The following is a 17,925-nucleotide window of genomic DNA, read 5'->3' as shown; positions in this document are numbered from 1 at the left end:
TCGATAGCAAGTTGCCTCACCTGCATTGGTATGTAAGTCATAGTCATTACAGAGAAAAGTTTCCTCTCTCTACCTCAATTGTTAGTGTATGCCTTTGAGTGTCAGTTTGGTTCTTCCAGACCAAACTAATCGACCATCTTCAAAATCCGAGATCGTTAGGTTGCCGTGTTCTGGCTCATAATCGATATTCAGTAATAACGAGCTTTCACCATCGACAGTAGTGGCGGAATTAGTTGTTATTTGCCCCTTTCGACCTGATGGATGCACCAATTCATTTGCTTGGTTGATGCTTGATTTTATGGCCATTGCTTGACCACTATCTTGATTTTCTAAATTTACAATCGCTTCAAAATTCATAGCATTATCCTGTTGATTGAGGCGGGTATACCGCCATGTTTACGTAGTTACTTTTTGGGCTTCTCTGATATTGGACTCTTATTCAACACCGAGATAGTATCTACCATCGATAGGTTAAAGCGCCCCCCGTATGCCTTGTACGCCAAGATAAGAAGTTGAGAGACTTTCGTAGGCTGAAGAACTCCATTGTGTCTCTTTTGCCCTTCTGAAAGTCCTAACATCACGCTCCCATCTTCATTTTTGGTCAATCGCATTGACTTATTGTTGTCCTTTCCATGGTATTTAAAACACAACTCATTTTCGTGTATCCGGTGAGTCAGAAAATCAATAAGTTGTTGAAGCTCAGTATCAGGAGATAGTTGAAAAATTATCTTTTTATTCCAATCCCCTTGTCTTTTACCCAAAACAACTTTGATGCACGTTTGCTCAAAGGTGAGCGTGGGAATTTCGTCCTTTGTTTCACCAAGCTCAATTTGAGTTGCTGCATTCGTTATTGCCTTGATTTGAATAGCCGCACGCTCTTTTCTACTCATTTGCGGACGGTTAGAATCCTGCCCATGTGGGTATGTCCGCTGCTCAGGCATATAGCTTGGTATTTGATGTGGATGACCGCTCATAAAAAAACCTCTGTTCTACTGATACATTCATTAGAACAGAGGTTTTAACCGCCGCAAGAGTCAGTTAGAAAGTTAAGGTTTACCTATTTCGAACTGAATTAGAACCTGAAATTCTTGGTACAGCAGCTCCCACATTAGCTGAAGAGGCACCCGGAGTACTTGTGGAGTTTGAACCACCTCCCATAGAGTTTCCGAAGCTACCCAACCCGCCTCGGGTAAGTCCGCGCCCCGTACTTAACATTCCTGACACAGTAGCTTGGGAGCCGCTTTGTCCAACAACAGCTGCACCCGCGACCATATTCATAAAGGCACTGCCGCCAATGTTCCCGATAATCTGAACCAACATGATCCAAATCGTTGGAAGAAGATAAACGAACGTCGAAGCAGTAGACGAAAGTAAATAAATGTTAACCCCGTTTTGCTCCATGATATTGTCAAGGTGAACCGTGACCGACTCTGAGTAATCAGCCATAGAAAGCAATAAGGTTTCGAATTGAAGAGCTATGTTAATCCAAAGCGGTACCAACGAAATAGCAAAGTATAGTAGTACCCAGTTATATATGAATTTCCCACTGTATCCTGAAATTACAACTAGCAAAGGAAAAGAAGCCAATAGAACAACTTTTACCATTACAACCATCGTAGGTAACATCATTGCAACTGCAAGACCTTTCGCTGACTCTTCAATATTGGCGAACACTGAACCAATAGAGACAACTACGTTTGAGAAACTGTTCATGAGATTCATGTCCTTGTTTTCAAACTGCTCCATGTTCTTTAAGTACTGCTCCCCTTCCGTCGTAGGAGTGGCCATGCCCAAGCTTGCAGATAAGTTTCTTGCAGTGTTTGCATCAGTCCACAGAAGTTGTTGTGAGGCGTCACCATTAACAGCATTGTCGAAAATGATGTTCACTAGATCGTGACGAACTGTTGCAGCTGTAGCCCTTGCATTGAACATTTGTGTATACGCAAGTACCTTGCTTTCATTGTCCGAATAACCCGGATACGCTCTCATATCTGATTCAAGCTTGTTATATAGACTATCTGCAAGCACTGAACACCTTTCATTATCTCCTCGTATAGAGGCATCAAACCAAGTGTCTGGAACTTGCATAGTTAGAAAGCTACTTGGGGCACCACCAGCTCTCAAATGATAATTATCGTATACGTCCATCATCAATTGAGAGCCCCAACTAGCAGGTTTGAAACCCCACCCATTCTTATCTGCAACATCCCCTGGGTTATCAAACTGCTTATTCTGCGCTAAATCTCTACGTATTACGTTCTTGGCTACGGTATAGCACTTTGCATTGAATTCTTTAGCACTTAGATAAGTCGACTCTGTTTTTGGTAGAGCATTGCTAATGATCCTTGATATTTCTGCCTTACCCGCTCCTTTGGTGCATGACATTTGCGAAATTGCAGCACCATTAATGCCGTTGAATACATTATGCAAAAAGCCCAATCCAAGAGGTATTGAATGACTGTGAATCCCTAGTGAGGCCAATACTGTTGAGCTCGCAGTGTTAATGTCCCTCATGGCGTTGTTTGATACCGACGGGTTATCTAAGCATGAGTATTGTCTATACGTAACATCGATCGTATTGCTTATAGGTGACAGAAGAACCATGATCACCAAGATATATGGGTAAAACCCCTTTTCTATATACTTAATGATCAACACTCCTGACGAGCCTTCATCCGCACCTTGTGTTATTGCTTTAGTCCAAGACACCACAAACAAAACTAAGAATGGAACAAATGCGAGTCCAAGCTCGTTAAAGATTTCCCATGAAGAAAGGTTGAGTGATACGCCAAGTGGTAACAAAAACAGTCCGCTGGCATCTGAAGTTACTAAATTCATAAAAGTTTCCTTAGAACTGTGATTTGTCGCCGCCGCCTTTACCCGAGACTCTAGGGTTCGCAGCTTTATTGCTTACATCCTTACCTGCTTTTGCTGCCGCTAGTGCCGCGCCTGTGAATAGGCCGACTAAGAACGGTGCTAACTTCATACCAGCCATAGTGCAACCTGCCGTCCAAACAAGAAGAACAATAAAGGGCATCGAGTAACCTATGTAATGCAGAGATAGATAGCTATTCGTCAGTATTTCGGTACCACCGTAGAAACTATCAGCGATCAGCCAAACAATGTTGGTAGCTAGGAAGGAAACATTCAGCCAAAAGTGACACATAGCTAAATAGAAGAAAATGAAGCCGATATTAAAGACCATTTCCCATTTATAGCCAGATAGAATGATTAACATAGGTGAGGCTATTAAGACTGCTCCCATGATGATTGTGACAAACAGGGGTAACATTCCGTATAGATTTACTCGCTCCGCCGACTTGAATGGGTTTTCCATGGCCAAACCAATAGCCGCTACCATATCGGTACCTAGTCCCGTTGGATCGTCTACTGCTCCGGTGACACGATTCCAGAAGTACTTGAGTGACTTAATGATCGGACTTTCATTTTCAATCTCGGCCTGTGCGGGTGTGGCTTGGTAGATTGTGCGTTTACCCGTATAAGCGTCTACAAAAGCTTGTTGCGTAAATCGATTTATAACGTCCTGTTCCGTGACATTATAAAGTGCTCCATTCTTATCTTTTGGTACAAGAGAAGCTGATTTGAACTCTAACTCAATACGCTCGGGCATTATTTGCTGCAGTCTTGTAGCTATCAAGACTCTCAAGTCTTGTGCGGCACTATCACATCTAACTGTCAGCTCATCTGTTTTGTATTTTTGTGTGTAGTCATAAGGGGTACTACTTCTCCCAGAACTGTAGTTAGCAGGGTAGTAATAGCTCTGAATAGGGGCAACGTACTCTTCATTCTTTATGCGGATATAGAGAGGCATTGGAGCCGGTACCGAGCCACTATGGTTACTCACATAGGCTTTGTTTAAGTTAACACCCCAAAAAACATTTGACTCATCATCGTACGGGAACGCGATTGTAGAACTCCCGTCGACCGTAACCTCCGCAATTCTCTCAAGAGCTGGTTGATAACACTGTTTTGCGAAATGCTTAATATTTCCTATTAGGGGCTCGTCATTTAGTTGAATGTAGTCCTTATTCATTTCAGACAGGATAGTAGCTTGATCCTTATTACAATCTAGCTGACTACTCAGCGCTTCGGAGCTGCCGACTGATAAGTTGTTAAACAAACCAAGTAATAAAGGTAACTCAACATCTCTGGTCGCTAGCCAGGTTCTCGTATCATTCAGAACTGGCCGTGCTTTGTAGATGTCCCCCATAGCTGAACTTGTCTGAGAATAACCACAAACGTAAGTTTTATTGGACACCTGTTGAGTCCCTTGGGACGGAATAACACAAATAACAAGAACAACCACCATAGAATAAAACTTAACTTCTAGGTTCTTAATTATTAATATCCCTGGCTGCCCTTCATCCTGCCCTTGAGAGCGAGCCTCCAAGAAGCACTGAACAAAAATGACTAACATTGGCAAAAAAACGATGGCGAGTTCATTTGCAATATCAAACATCGTTCTACTCAAACTAGCAGAGTATGGGATTATGATTTCAGCAAAAGTGCCTTGTACTAAAATCATAAGTCATTACCAAACTTGCCAAGAGGAGAAAGACCTTTTGATACACGGTCTGTTACCTGTAGTAATGCTGATACGTACATTCTCGGGGTATAGTTGTTTTTGTCGGTAAACTCTTTCAACTCTCTCCGTCTAAACTCAACTTGCATGAGTTGGCGGTCGTAGTGCGCCGTTAAACCAGACTTGGCCACATCATCAGTGTTCATGGCAGCTATGATCGATGATTCGAGCATGGTTAAGACAGTTAACGTTTCGAAGTAGGCCATATCAAACGCCCAACCGGAAATATAATCGGCTTTAAGCTCTAGGTCCTGATTCAGCACCGCTAGATTTCGAAAGTAGTTAGCGTCAGCAACGATTGAGTTGTTTATGCTTACACTTTTGTATTCATCTTCTGTTATCTGGCTAATTTGCTTGAGCGATAGTTGCTTAATCCTAGCCTCAAATACTTTTTGAACCTGCAATAGATAGTGTTTTGACTCTTTTGCAGACGTATTGATCGTGCTGCACCCGTTACAGATGCTCACATGAGAATTGCCAAGTAGCATTTCGGCTGCTTGGTTGAAAGCCGGTACATTCAGTAGCACTTTAGAGTCGGATTTATCTGAATCCGCGAGCTTGCTGATATCACTATTCCTAAAAGCAATACACTCGTTCTTGGTGAAGCCACGATATACACACCACCCTATTGAGAGCGTATCAGTAACGATATCCAGTGCAGGTTGACTATCACCGCCACGCTGACTACCAAATATTGAAAATCCTGCTTCTGCAGCAGCTTCGGCACCTTTTTTGAACACATCATCTACGTCTATGTGGTTCCATTCCTGATCTAACGCTGTTTGTGCATTCGCTTCGATAATTTGGTTTAGGGTAGATTGGCGTTGCATCTCAATCACTGTATCGTCAGCAACGTTCTCAATAATGGAGTTCGCCATAGCTTCGCAGCTTGCTATACCAGATAGGAAATCAGTAACGGTTACATCGATACCTTCTTGGATAAGTTGCCACAACGCAGGATTACTTTTTGATACATACAAGGAACTTAGATAGATCAAACCTTCTCGGCTTGCCAGCTGCCTTAAAACAGCATCGAAGTTGTCATATATTTTCTGTAGAGTACCGTCCGTAAAAGCATTTGATATAGCGAGTCCAAAGTTACCCTTACAAGATGTCGGGGCGACTACTTTTGCTGACATCAAAGTTAGCCGGGGCATTGGTGGAATTATAGATGCGGCGTTCTTAGATAAGTTAGAAGCGCCAAAGAACAGATTTAATTGGGCCTTGTCATTGGCCGACGTTACAACAGCGTTCGCATTAGCCGATAGTGTGATGGCCGATATTGCTGCACATAGTGTGAGTAGTTTCTTCATCCTGCGTTTCCATTTTCCCCTTATATAAGGAAAAACGCCGAATGAATTTAGTATCGCATTTTAGAGTGCCAAAAATACGGCCAGTTTTGGGATGATCGGGCTTTAGGATTTTGACATTTCCTTGTTCGGAAACGTCGAGGATAGAAATGTCAGAAAACTATCTGTCAGTGGGTTTCCTACCCTCTTTATTACATTCACGAATTACTCCCGCTTCGTCAATTTGGTTGCCCGTCTAGAAAATGAGGGTTGTAGTGTATAATTTCATCTATAGACGTCCCACTATCAAGAGCTTCGCCTGCATAATACTTTTCATCACGGTTGAGCTTTCGACCAATTTTTTGTTCCAATTTTTCAATCTTATTCATTGACTCAATAGACACGATATCTCCGTCGTAGTTTAGTTTTCTTGCAAGACAACGCACTAACTCAACTGCATTTTTACTAACTACTTCAGGTGAATCACCCTTTGTTGTGTACCCCTGTATAGCAGCGACAAGGCATGATTTTGTGAAATCATCTAATTTTAAGTAATCTTTCATTTTTCTAACAATCCTCTGAATGCACTTTCACATTTCGAACTAGTTGAACATGTTGGCGCTAGTAACGATTTCCTAATCAGATACTTGATATGGGGTGGGCTTCGTTTCAGTTTCTTCTAGCTCAGCAATAAAGAAGTTATAACATTCAAAACACTGACCAGTAGGAGATCCTAAGCAAGCTTCACAATCGGTTTGTACTTTATTGTCCATGTTAGTATCCACGAACTCCCTCCGTTTAATTATGTTTCGTACTAGTATAAAAGGGATTTATCTTCAACCACTTTTATTAAAGGCAATACCTTGTTGCTAAAATCTTTTGATGTTTCACTATCAATACCCTGCTCTACACATTCCCCTATATGCAAAGCTAACTTTTCAGCATTTTGCGATGCAATTTCGGCGTTAGGTTCTATCGAAACAACCTTAAAATTGAATTTTCGACAATCTCTTACGAACAAACTAACAACATTAAGAGGATCGAACTTTAAGGTTGTTTGAATAGCATCAGTTTTAGCATTTTTAAACTGGTCTTGTGCCTGAGATGAGCGAACGTATCCTAGTTTATTCATTAATTTTTCGAACATATTGTGCTACCTCTGTGCCTATATGTGCGTCGTAGATAGACGCTTTTCAGCATCGTTGGCGCATTTCAATAGCTCTGCCTTTGCATCGAATTTAGGATCTCTTTTCTGCTCGGCTTCAACGTAGTCAACGCAAGTATCAAGAATCATCCAACGGTCAATTACCTCTTGAGCTGTTCGATATTCACCCGCGATAACAGTACTTGATGACACAGTCGTCAAGACTGCAATAAGTAGATTTTTCGACATCTTAGTTCTCCTTTTCTAAGGAGGGACGCCAAGAGAGGTTAATATTACTATTTGGAGCGCCAAAAATGCGGCCATTTATATTAAGCGGCCGTGGATTGCCCGGTTAACTCTTTAGTTTCGTTTGTGTCAGTATGCAATCATTGAGAGGACAATGTGAACAATCATATTACCTATCAAATAACCGATAGATGAAAATCAGTCATTAGCCTTGCAGCATAATCGATTCGATATCTTTGATCTCTTCGTTTGAAACTGAATGACTGATTTCAATTCCAAGAGAGCGACAAGCAGCTTTTACATCTGAAATTTCTACTCGATTAGGCAACATTCCACGTTCGTTGCACCAATCAGCGATCTGCCATATTTCCGAATTTTTGAACATATCTCTAATTACTCCTTATACATCAGGTTGTACGATAATTGTTGATAAAGCCTGATTAGTTGCGATTTCAAGGGAGATTTCATTGTTACGATAGGCCCGTACAATTGAGTTAAATTTCTGGTTATCACAAACACAGAAAGCCAAATTGACCCCGCTAGTTTCATATAACGAGTTTTTAATATCTTCAATAGCTTGTGTGCTATACATGGCTTGTTACCTGTTCTCTAGCTTCTCAGCCATTGCATATAATTTAGCTGCCACTTTCTTGTTTTCTTGCTCCATTATCTCAGCTTCTTTCTCGGTTAAACCGATTTCGTCATGTTCAGCACCACCACTAAAATAGTCATCAATCATGCTTGCAGCAGTAGTAAGACTCATAATACGCATTCGTCTTCTAGTGTCGCCTAAAGGCATATATTCCCCTTAAATCTGAATTTCAGACCATCGCTTGCCACGCTTGATATCGGAGATATGGCTTTGATGGACGTTAAACTGTTTTGCTATGGCGGCTTGAGTTAAAATGCCAGCCTCAAATTTGACTTTTATTTCTCTTACTTTTGATTCTTCAGCTCTAAAAGGTCTTTGCGAGTTTTAGGGGTTCTTTGCTCTGCGATACGGTTTTCAACTGCCTTGAACTGATCTTTAACATTGGCAACAGTAAAGCCGCAGTAACCGCAACAAACATCAAACTTACTATCCACAAAAAAGTCTCGAGCATTTTTACACTGAGGACATAGCTTCCCAGACATTTCAAACTCCCTTCTATAATACTTTCGACATAAGCGTTTTAAGTGCTTCAGTATTCATAGATTAACCCAGTAAAAGTGACTCACAAGTGCACTATAAGGAGCGGGGTCATAACTACATATTGTTTAGCCACAAGAAGTGATCACTTAACTCTGAGTACGGATAATAAAAAGCCCCACACCAGATGGTGCAGGGCTTCAGGCTTACTTATTTCGTTCATTCAGTTTTCCATAAATGAACTTCGCAGTCGTTTTAGACACGAAAAAACGTGCATGTTGAAACATCGTTTCCTTCCTATATCCCGTCAGGGAAAAGTTAAATAATTAAACCGGCTATAAGCGTATTGGCATCACAACATGAAATGTACTGATGTTGTCGCTACCAACACCGTGAATCACAGCTGAACCATTTGGCCCATTCAAGCGGATGGTAATATCACCTTCTTGGATGGCATTCAGAGCGCTCAAAACATACTCTAAGTTGAATCCAATTGTGCAATCATCACCTTCAAACCCTTTAATCTCGATCACTTCGTCATACTTACCTATTTCAGAATGTGAGCTCAAGTCACAACGTTCTGGTACAAAAGTAAACCGACCTCCCTTAAATTTAGGGTTGGCCAGAGTAATCGAAGATTTAATGCTCTCTAAGAAGTCTAAACGATCAAGAGTTATTACCGCCGTATGAGTACAAGGTACAACGCGCTTCCAGTCTGGAAATCTACCATCAATGATTTTCATCCTGATGGCAGTACCGTTAGATAGCTTTATGCTCATAAACTTACTAGATAAGAACAAAACTACTTGCTCATCGCTCGTATCCTTCAACAAACTAGTCAAGTAAGAAACACATTCGTTAGATACGATCACGCTTCTCTCCTTTTCGTAGTCATGGGCTAAGAATTCACATTCACCCTTTGACATTCTATGACCATCGGTCGCTATAGCGTGTAGCAAGTTATTTGCATCAGCATCAGTTTGAAAACAGATACCATTTAAGTAATAACGAACATCACCTTTAGCTGTTGAAGCGCAGACTTGGTTGATTAAACATAGAAAATCCTTCGTCTTAACACAGACTTCATCTTGTTCTAATTCATCGTCTTCAAGTTGCGGTTTGTTGAACTCAGTTACCGCCAGTTGAGTCTTAATTCTCCCGGCATTAATAAGAAGCTCATTCCCAACAAGTTCAATGTTAACGTCTTTAAAGCGTGTCGCCACTTTACCGATAACAGCTTTGAACGCGTTATAATCGACCTGAAAAGAGAAGTTTTCGCCATCACCTTCAGCCTTTATCACACGACTCTTTTTAGAAGCGTGCATACCGATGCGCTCGACGATTAAGCCACTATCATTTACCTCAACGAATACTTTGTCGATGTATTTGTCAGCTTCTGCTTTTGAACGCTCGGACAGAGCCACGAAGTTAATGACGCTAGTTAGTTCTGTAGTGCATAGTTTAATTTTCATAGTTTATTTCCTTTTAAAGACCCTTTCGGGTTAATTAAGTTAGTATCCGCACTCAACAATATGAGTGTTACCTTAGCGGTGGTAACGTTTTGCTATTGCAGCAAATACATAAAAGCACTCGACTAAGTACTTTTATGTATTGGCAAACATGCCCTCCAATGGAGGGCATTATTTGATTAGCTATAGTAATAATCTTCTTCGTCATCTTCGTCAGAACCTTCATCCAGTAGATCAAGTACGCTAGGTTTCTTACTAGGACTTGCTGGACCACCAAAAGTCATATCCGTATCAACATCAGTATCGAAAGGTGAATTTAGTGTTTGATCTTGTTCAGAACCCGGCGAAGACTGTATTTCGCTTTCTACGTCAGTTGTAGTTGAGTCGACATAATCATCGAACTCAACCTCATTACTTGAGTCCATGGAGAGCACCACACCATCAAGTTCGTCAGCTGACTGCAATAGCTTAAGTGTTGTCATCACATGACTGGTTTCATCCAGATAATCTTCAGACTTCACAACAGTTGAGGGTAACACCGCGATAGTCTTTTTAATTAAAAGACTGGCGTTGTGAAGAACACTAGTGAGAAACATAAATCTCATGCAGTAATCTTCCATTTCAACTAGTTTGCTACGTGTAAAACGCGTTATTACAGGTCTTGTATTACCTTTCTTAGCGGCCTTTAAGATCGATTGTTCATACTCTCTAGCGATTCGGCCAAGACCTTGAATGGCGCCAGTAGCGATTCCACTCATGATCTCTTTTTGCGGCGAAATATACATCGAAACTTGGTCAATGATATGTTCTTTACTGAAAGCATTTTTTCTAACAATCTCACCAAAGCCTGGACGCATGTCCTCAGCTTCTGCCGCGAATTTCTCAAGTTCATCTTGATAGTTTGCGACTAAAGCATCTTTTATAACGTTACGCTCCATTTGCTTGTGTCTAAGTTGCTCATGAACTTCGTTATAAATGTCTAGAGGCACGGCCCAAGTACCAAAACTTCCGAAACGCACACCCATTTTATCCATGTAGGTATAGGTCTGCTCTTTGTTTTTACGCAGTTGCAATGGGTACTCTTTGCCAAGCACGGCCTTACGACCAAGTGAAGCTAGCTCACGTTGAATGTCTTCGCTCAAACCAAGATCTTTATACGATAACGAACGTTTAAAATCCGAACCGTTGATTGAGATATTGATTAGTGCCATTCCCTGTGATTTAAGGGCATCAGCGACACCTAGCACTTCACTAGGGTTTTTCTTTTCGTTATTACTCATAAGGGTATTTCCTTCTAATAGACCCTTTCGGGTTCAAGTTGCCCTTTAACATATAGTTAAAGGGCGATTGCGTTATTTTCCGCCAATAGAATCATCAAAGATTTGCTCAACGATTGACTTCTCTTCCTCAACGATGCCGTTTATGAAAGATAGTTTAAGTCCTGTTTTAAAAACATCCTCATTAAGATTTGGTGCAGAGCTCGCGTAGAAGCTCATGAGCCCCAACGTTTTTTTACACCATTCAATCAATGATCTAGTAGACATCACAGACTCAAGTGACATACCGCTTTTGCTCACAGACTTTTTGCCATTGATATGAGCTTTTCGGATGCGTTCACATACAAGCAACATTTGGTCGATAAGACAAGGGACAGGTGTGACAGAGTCCTCCACTGTTCCACAAATCAACTTGGTCAGTTGATTTATTTTTGCTTCCTTACCTTTTTCATCTTTAATCGCTCTCACTTCGGGGTGCGATGCAATGAAGGGTTTTGACACTTCCATCAAAATCAGCTTTTCAGCGTCTTTTGGAAGATACTGCTTCTCATAAAAGAACCAACGTTCATTTACAGAAGCATCATAACCACCAGAGACAAACATGCCGCCCCCAGTTCCAGTGTTGTTTGTGTTTGCACATGCACATACTCGCCAGTTTTTATGTGCAACTACTTGTTGTCCAGTCACTTCGATAGTAAATCGCTTATTCTCCAATACGTTATTCAACATTTTTTGTTGACGTGTTGGAAGCAAATCATACTCATCAAACATGATCGTCCAGCCATAGCGCATACTCTGAACTAGCAAGCCCTCATGAAACTTCATACCACCAGCCTCAGTAGGAAGCATTTGGCCACCTAAGTCGATTACCTCTGAGTCTTCACCCAAGATAATGTCAACTTTTGGTAAACCAAGGCGAGCATGTAGTTGATCAAAAAACGAAGTTTTGCCAGTGCCATGATACCCATAGAAATATGGTGCAAAGCCTGTCCCATTTAGAAAATACTCTATACATAACGCGACTTCCAAAACATCAAAGATATGAAAAGGGTTTAGCGCAGGTACTAGCGGATGTGGGAATACAACATCTTGACCAGGTATATAGTAAACTCGTACAGGAACTTTACGGCCCAATGCTGGAATTTGTTTAGCTTCAGATTGTTTGAAACCAAATAGCTTCCAAATAGGCGTAAAGTGAATCTCGTACTCAAGATTCATACCATCGAATTCTTCTTTGGTACGACGCTTTCGTTCGATCGGTGTAACTTTTGCTGTGTTTTGATTAGACATAATCAGATTTCCTTTTAATAGACCCTTTCGGGTTAGAGATTTGCCAAGGTTGGCTAGGTAGGTTAGATGAGCCGAATCCTCACATTTAAGGTGTCACTTAATCGGCGGTGACGTTTTGCTACTGAGAGCAAAATCTAGGAAACATGTCTGTTATTAAGTTCAATATAGAATAAAAAACAATCGGGATCTATACCCAGTAACAGCAATATCCCTGAAATATAGAATGAAAAAAGTCCGCGTATGCGAACTTTTTATCTTAATCCATTTTAGCAATGGCAATTTTTTGATCCAATCTTGTTAAGAATCTTCGGTCTAAGAACGTCCTTAACTCTAGGTTTATCCATTCTGACAATGTTGGTATTGGGAAGCCAACCTCTGTATCGCGTAGGACCGAGTAGTTCAGCTTTAGAGATGTAAGTTCAACTGGAGATAAGTTAGCCTTTGCCCCCGCATCAAAGAACAGCTCTAATGCCAAGTTGCAATTTTGGAAGTGCACCTTATCATCGTTGAAATCAGAGAGGGATGAGCATCTGCAACAAAAATCGTCATTACAATCGTGATAATCACAAGTCGAACAGGTAATGGAATAGTAACTGTTTAGACTCCCACCATCGTTTCTATCGTAATCCTTATATGTTGCCAGTGCGCCGCATTCCGGGCACTCGACAGTATCGGAATTACCGTGATTAAAGACTTCTTCAAGCACAATTTGATTGTATTTAGTGTTATTCATCATGGTTTCCTTTTTATAGACCCTTTCGGGTTAGATTTTCTAGAGAGGTTAAGTGTGCCGAGTCCTTACAGTAAAGGAGTCACTTTATCGGCGGTGACTTTTGCTACAAAGAGCAAAATCTAGGATGTGCATTTTCTATAATTCTAAACGATTACATTGCCATAATGACTACAATCTCACCTGATACATATTTCAATAACCTGTCTTACGACTCTTACCGACAATACTGAAGCTGATTTCACCACTAGGTTTCAAGTCACCATTGTATAATGCCTCTGCCTCACATTTTTCTTGATACTCTAGTAAGCGTCTTCGGCGCTGAGTAGAACTCATCACCGTTGCATTTTGTGTCGACTCGCTAATTTTTGATTTAGAAATTTTCAAAAATATGCCTCGCTACGGTCCGTAACCAATATTAACTAAAAGTTTTATGTCAGATACCCTGCAGTTAGCTCTCAGAAAAGCAATGCTCCTTGTACCCACAACTATCGCATTTTTTTGAGCACGAAAGACGCTTTGGTAACTGATTTCTAAACTTCACTTGTTTCGCTTTTTTGTGAAGAGGTTTTAGCTCTCGATACAAGCGCGCACTGCTGCCCGCTTCAATTATCTTAGTTTGTCTTCCCGTTACTATATACGCTTCTGTGATATTAAATTTCGACCTTGCGGCGATGATACTAGCAATGACCTGAATAGTGTCCGACTGCTTTACCTGCCCAACTCTAGACTTAAACTCCACAATTGCATACTTAAATAGACCAATCCTGAAAATGAAGTCAGGTTTAGCGCTCAATTCATACCTGTGGTTCACAAACACTTCAGCATTTGGCGAATCATCACTGTAAATGAGTTTTCCTCTGAATCCAAACTTGGTTTCTGGTAATGAGGATTGATAGATCCTGTCTGCTATTAGCAGTGTTATCTTCAAAGTGATAAAAAAGAGGAACAAAAGTACAAGTGCATCGAACCAATATTGGCTTAGTAGTTCAAGAATTTGTTTCATCTAAACATCCACCCAAACAGCCAACGAATAAATCGTCTAAATATACCCAAACTCCGTTGCTCATAGCGTACTTCTTCTGACAACTGTTCGTGTGCAATTTTCCCTCTTAGTCTTTGTTTACTGTTAATGTAGCTGCTTGGAGCTCGATTAACGTTGTAGTAATAAGCTCTCGCGCAAAAAGACACGGCCCCCAATTCACTTGCCGAAACATATCGGCGGCGAGGATTAAACGATTTTTTGCTCTTCATGCTTTCACCAGTAGCGCCTTACATCGTCGATAAGTTCATTTTCATCCAATTCGTACGTAATCGGGGCGTGTTCTAACTGCTCGATATAGAAATCGGAGTCAACGGCGATGCCAAAAATGGAGATGTCGTTTAGGTCTTCGGATAAACAGCCTATATCACTTGTTATTGATCCATCGTCATCCCAGAAACAGTCATATTGTGTCGTATTGAAGTTGTATCGTTTCGTTTTAGATAGCTTGCCATTCGTTATTACAGATTCTTTAATGCTATCGCCACTATAGCGATCAACTGTTTCAACGAGATCAAAGAGAGATTCATTTTTCCATACCTGTTTCGTAACCAACCCATTTTCGACATACTGCTCCTGCCATTGACCTTCCCTATCTAACCGTTCAGCTTTCGAAGACAAATAACCGCTAGAGTTTGTGTAATATTCAACACTATGTACTCCATCATGTTCGACCTTATTGCCAAACTCGAACCAACTGTACTTCGAATTAGAGCTATCAATGTGTGCTGCGCTACATTCTGAATGTAGGGTCAACCCCCCACCTTTCACATAACCAATACTTTGTTCTGCCCCGGAGTTAACGGATATTACGTCACGAAAACCGGTGCCATCGATTTCTATTCTACTATTCTCGACAGTTGTGCATAGCTGCGAGGTCTTCTCTAGCTCAGTATCACACGCAGTCAGTGTTAGACACGACAATAAAATCGGACTCATCTTCTTCATGCTACGACTTCCTCTATAAGAATTAGATAAGGTATCTCGATTGCACTACAGTTTGGCACCGCTCCGTGAACAAGGTGGGTTTTAATGTTCCCCTTACCGGCCCCAGCTATCACGACTTCATTCCACTGTTTATCAGTATCTTTGAAAGCCATTATTTTACTGTCATTAAGGTGAAACCAAGCAGCCACATCATCTAAGCAGTCACGAATTGCTACGTATGGCCCATTTTCTGACTCATCTATAAGGACAACACAATCTCTACCTTTTACAACCAAAGTTATATATGACGCGCAAGTAAGTCCCTTGCTAGTTTTAATTCGCAGATCCTTTGCTTCCACTGATACTGATGACATAACCAACTAGATCCTATTTAGTAATTTGGATGGAGTGCGTTTAATTACTTAATTTAGTCTATCCCTAATTCAAGTAACTAACTGTAACTTAACTCTATGGTAGGTTTTTATGCACGCAACTGATGGTCAATAACTCATGGAAATCTGCTGTCATTGTAGGGTGTTTAGAGTGGTTTGAATTGATAAACCAATGGTCAAGCATTGACTCAGAATTTGATACAGCCATCAAATATAAGACCCAAGAATGACTGCTGTATTTTTGGGCAGTTAATATCATGTTACTGTGGAAATTCCGTTTTCAAATCAATCACCTCCTAATCCTCTTTTCGGAGAGCTACAACGACTAGGAAACGAAAATAGCCTACTTCATATAATGGATGAATCTGAATGACCGAGAACACGACTCCACCGCCGAAGGTAATGTCTAAAATTACACATGTTGTACATTTGGTAACTGTGCGGCCAGTTTCTTTGTTCTTGATTGGTTTTCTAGAATTAATACTCACGTTAACAATGATGAAACGCGAACCTAGATGGCCCTGGGTTACCCCTGTATGTGCCCTTATTCTCGCGATATTAGCTTTGGCCGGTATTATCAGTATCTACCAAAATATGCTTGCTTATGAATTAACAAATCGCTTCTCTGCTTATGATTTGCTTAGTCAAGAAAAACCCTCACCTGTAGCCTTCAGTAAGACAATCAACGAATTGGTTGCTATCGAACCTGTGGAAGACCTTACTTATACAATCGAAACTAAAGGGCTAGTTCTTGAAGCTTGCAACCCCGTATTGGAATTCTTTAACTTTTGCGAACCTAGTAAGTTATATGGTTCAACTCGTAAAAATGAAGTAATTTTCGACTCAATATCAGGTGGAATTGTAAGTACCACTGCATACTCTGCACCTATAACTCAAAGAAACATCGTTGACTCTATAGCTTCTACTCACGCTGTGGGGTCTAAAGTCAAATTAGAAGATACGAGCAATGCCATTGTGTCATTGCTTGGCATACGAAACACACTAAGTGGTGAAAAAATCCAAGACTCTACGATTATTGTTAGAACGGAAGAAACACCCGAATGGCGCGATTTCGCAAACTGGTATAAAGGAAGCACAAAAACAAAAGAAACAAGCCTGGTTCAAGATTTCTATTCAGAAATATTGGCAGGGAAGAATGGCTCTTTTGTTCATGAAGATTCTTCCTTCAATCTAAGGGACGCTATGCTTCTTCCTGAGCATCAGCGAAATGAACATGGAGTAACTGGAGGCCTAATTCTAATAAACAACTTTTTCCCGTTCATTCGAAACAAAGAAGCGAAAAAATCTAGTTTGTTCGAAATAGAACACGCAAGAGATATTGAAGCATCAGTTGCTAACTTTAATCATGACTTATGTGCTATGCACTTTTTGGTTTGTTATTCGGATTCTACCAAACTAAAAAAACTAAGTAAGATTGAACTGAGTAATGTACAAAATTCTCACATCGTATTGTATGGTGAAATTCATGGTTATATCAAAAACTTAGTTAGTAGTAGCATTTCAATATCAGGGAATACATTAGGCTACCCCATACAAATACAAGCCTTATCAGGAGACATTAACTTTGTTCAATACCAAGACAATTTTCTACAACATTTTCCATCTCTATCTATATTGAACGGTCGTATCTATGATAATGCCGATAACCACAAGCGGTTACATCGTTTAATTGATAATGGATATCCACACATTGAAACTAGAAGGCTTTATAACTTAAAAGGACAAATTAGAGATTTAGAACGAGCTAGTTGGTTGGAGAAAAATCGTTCGAGTCGACAAGCTTTTCTTAAGGAAGGATTTTCAAGACTTCGAACCCAAAACACAAGATCGGTTAAGAACCTCAATCTTGATATTACTGAGTCTAGTGACAAAGATGGCAAAAGCACCACAAAAATCAATTTTTTCAATAATGTAGAAGACTCAATTATCAAAATTCAGTCTGATTCGGTACATTTTTATGGTTCCGTAAGTCGCAGTATCATCGCTCTTGCTGATGGCACTGACATAGACGCGCGGTTTCTCGACGAAAGTATTGTTCATATTCAAGGTTCTAGCGACCATATTTGCTCTAAGTTAGAGAGTGCAAAGCATAGAAAAATCATGATCGTCAACAAAAAGTGCCCTAATCTAGATGGCATCAGTGAAGAAGAACTCATGGCATTTTTGCTATCTCTTAAACACTCAAAAATAGAAAAAAACGAAGCTGCATTTTATGGTGTATATAGAAATCCAAGTCGGATAGGACTCTCAAGTTCTATAGATAAGAATAGAATAGCTAACCTAAGCAAACAGTTTGAAAAAGACAAAGTTTCGCTGAGCAACCTTCACAGTTACATCACATCAAATCACTAACTTTTGCACTGTCC

General features: G+C 40.5%; 19 protein-coding genes. 1 reads left to right on the top strand and 18 read right to left on the bottom strand.

The genetic code is table 11. From position 1 onward, the window contains the following. Positions 1-81: 81 nt before the first annotated feature. From FIV04_RS25675 to FIV04_RS25590, 18 genes are all read right to left on the bottom strand, one after another. Positions 82-357, bottom strand: coding sequence for a hypothetical protein (locus FIV04_RS25675; RefSeq protein ID WP_152471253.1), 276 nt, complete (start codon positions 355-357; stop codon positions 82-84). Positions 358-404: 47 nt separating this feature from the next. Beyond that, positions 405-974 (bottom strand): hypothetical protein, encoded by a 570-nt coding sequence (locus tag FIV04_RS25670; protein ID WP_152471252.1) that lies wholly within the window; start codon positions 972-974, stop codon positions 405-407. 79 nt (positions 975-1,053) lie between these two features. Beyond that, positions 1,054-2,838: a conjugal transfer protein TraG N-terminal domain-containing protein gene (locus tag FIV04_RS25665; RefSeq protein ID WP_152471251.1), complete on the bottom strand. Its 1,785-nt coding sequence runs from the start codon at positions 2,836-2,838 to the stop codon at positions 1,054-1,056. A 10-nt stretch (positions 2,839-2,848) separates the two neighbouring features. After that, positions 2,849-4,546 carry a conjugal transfer protein TraG N-terminal domain-containing protein gene (locus tag FIV04_RS25660; protein WP_152471250.1) on the bottom strand — a complete coding sequence of 566 codons (1,698 nt, stop codon included), beginning with the start codon at positions 4,544-4,546 and terminating at the stop codon, positions 2,849-2,851. Continuing rightward, positions 4,543-5,916 (bottom strand): hypothetical protein, encoded by a 1,374-nt coding sequence (locus FIV04_RS25655; protein WP_152471249.1) that lies wholly within the window; start codon positions 5,914-5,916, stop codon positions 4,543-4,545. The genes FIV04_RS25660 and FIV04_RS25655 overlap by 4 nt, the downstream gene beginning before the upstream one ends. A 215-nt stretch (positions 5,917-6,131) precedes the next feature. Further along, entirely contained in the window at positions 6,132-6,455 is a 324-nt protein-coding gene (locus tag FIV04_RS25650) for a hypothetical protein (protein ID WP_152471248.1), read from the bottom strand. A 251-nt stretch (positions 6,456-6,706) separates the two neighbouring features. Continuing rightward, positions 6,707-7,039, bottom strand: a complete 333-nt coding sequence (locus FIV04_RS25645) for a hypothetical protein (RefSeq protein WP_152471247.1) — start codon at positions 7,037-7,039, stop codon at positions 6,707-6,709. A gap of 18 nt (positions 7,040-7,057) precedes the next feature. Then, on the bottom strand, positions 7,058-7,285 hold the full coding sequence (locus FIV04_RS25640) for a hypothetical protein (RefSeq protein WP_152471246.1): 228 nt from the start codon (positions 7,283-7,285) through the stop codon (positions 7,058-7,060). Positions 7,286-7,487: 202 nt separating this feature from the next. Continuing rightward, a complete protein-coding gene (locus tag FIV04_RS25635; RefSeq protein ID WP_152471245.1) occupies positions 7,488-7,667 on the bottom strand; it encodes a hypothetical protein in 180 nt (59 codons plus the stop codon). Between the two features lie 213 nt (positions 7,668-7,880). Further along, a complete protein-coding gene (locus tag FIV04_RS27065; RefSeq protein WP_172974339.1) occupies positions 7,881-8,045 on the bottom strand; it encodes a hypothetical protein in 165 nt (54 codons plus the stop codon). Positions 8,046-8,218: 173 nt separating this feature from the next. Continuing rightward, the gene (locus FIV04_RS25625) at positions 8,219-8,416 is read right to left on the bottom strand and encodes a hypothetical protein (RefSeq protein ID WP_152471243.1); all 198 of its coding nucleotides are present in this window, start codon (positions 8,414-8,416) and stop codon (positions 8,219-8,221) included. Between the two features lie 330 nt (positions 8,417-8,746). Then, positions 8,747-9,883 (bottom strand): DNA polymerase III subunit beta, encoded by a 1,137-nt coding sequence (gene dnaN / locus FIV04_RS25620; RefSeq protein ID WP_152471242.1) that lies wholly within the window; start codon positions 9,881-9,883, stop codon positions 8,747-8,749. Between the two features lie 176 nt (positions 9,884-10,059). After that, positions 10,060-11,160, bottom strand: coding sequence for a DUF3150 domain-containing protein (locus FIV04_RS25615; RefSeq protein ID WP_152471241.1), 1,101 nt, complete (start codon positions 11,158-11,160; stop codon positions 10,060-10,062). Positions 11,161-11,232: 72 nt separating this feature from the next. Further along, positions 11,233-12,447, bottom strand: a complete 1,215-nt coding sequence (locus FIV04_RS25610; RefSeq protein ID WP_152471240.1) for an AAA family ATPase — start codon at positions 12,445-12,447, stop codon at positions 11,233-11,235. A 256-nt stretch (positions 12,448-12,703) separates the two neighbouring features. Next, positions 12,704-13,180 carry a hypothetical protein gene (locus FIV04_RS25605; RefSeq protein ID WP_216651677.1) on the bottom strand — a complete coding sequence of 159 codons (477 nt, stop codon included), beginning with the start codon at positions 13,178-13,180 and terminating at the stop codon, positions 12,704-12,706. A 448-nt stretch (positions 13,181-13,628) separates the two neighbouring features. Then, positions 13,629-14,183, bottom strand: a complete 555-nt coding sequence (locus tag FIV04_RS25600; RefSeq protein WP_152471238.1) for a Dna2/Cas4 domain-containing protein — start codon at positions 14,181-14,183, stop codon at positions 13,629-13,631. Positions 14,184-14,435: 252 nt separating this feature from the next. Then, the gene (locus tag FIV04_RS25595; RefSeq protein WP_152471237.1) at positions 14,436-15,167 is read right to left on the bottom strand and encodes a hypothetical protein; all 732 of its coding nucleotides are present in this window, start codon (positions 15,165-15,167) and stop codon (positions 14,436-14,438) included. After that, positions 15,164-15,520, bottom strand: a complete 357-nt coding sequence (locus tag FIV04_RS25590; RefSeq protein ID WP_152471236.1) for a hypothetical protein — start codon at positions 15,518-15,520, stop codon at positions 15,164-15,166. Before FIV04_RS25590 ends, FIV04_RS25595 begins: the two co-directional genes overlap by 4 nt. Positions 15,521-15,907: 387 nt before the next feature. Here FIV04_RS25590 and FIV04_RS25585 point away from each other — a divergent pair, with 387 nt between their 5' ends. Continuing rightward, positions 15,908-17,911, top strand: coding sequence for a hypothetical protein (locus FIV04_RS25585; protein WP_152471235.1), 2,004 nt, complete (start codon positions 15,908-15,910; stop codon positions 17,909-17,911). The last annotated feature ends 14 nt before the right edge of the window (positions 17,912-17,925 follow it).

The sequence above is a fragment of the Vibrio sp. THAF190c genome (genome assembly GCF_009363355.1).
GTDB classification, from domain to species: domain Bacteria; phylum Pseudomonadota; class Gammaproteobacteria; order Enterobacterales; family Vibrionaceae; genus Vibrio; species Vibrio fortis_A.
This window is presented reverse-complemented; position numbering and strand designations above follow the sequence as displayed.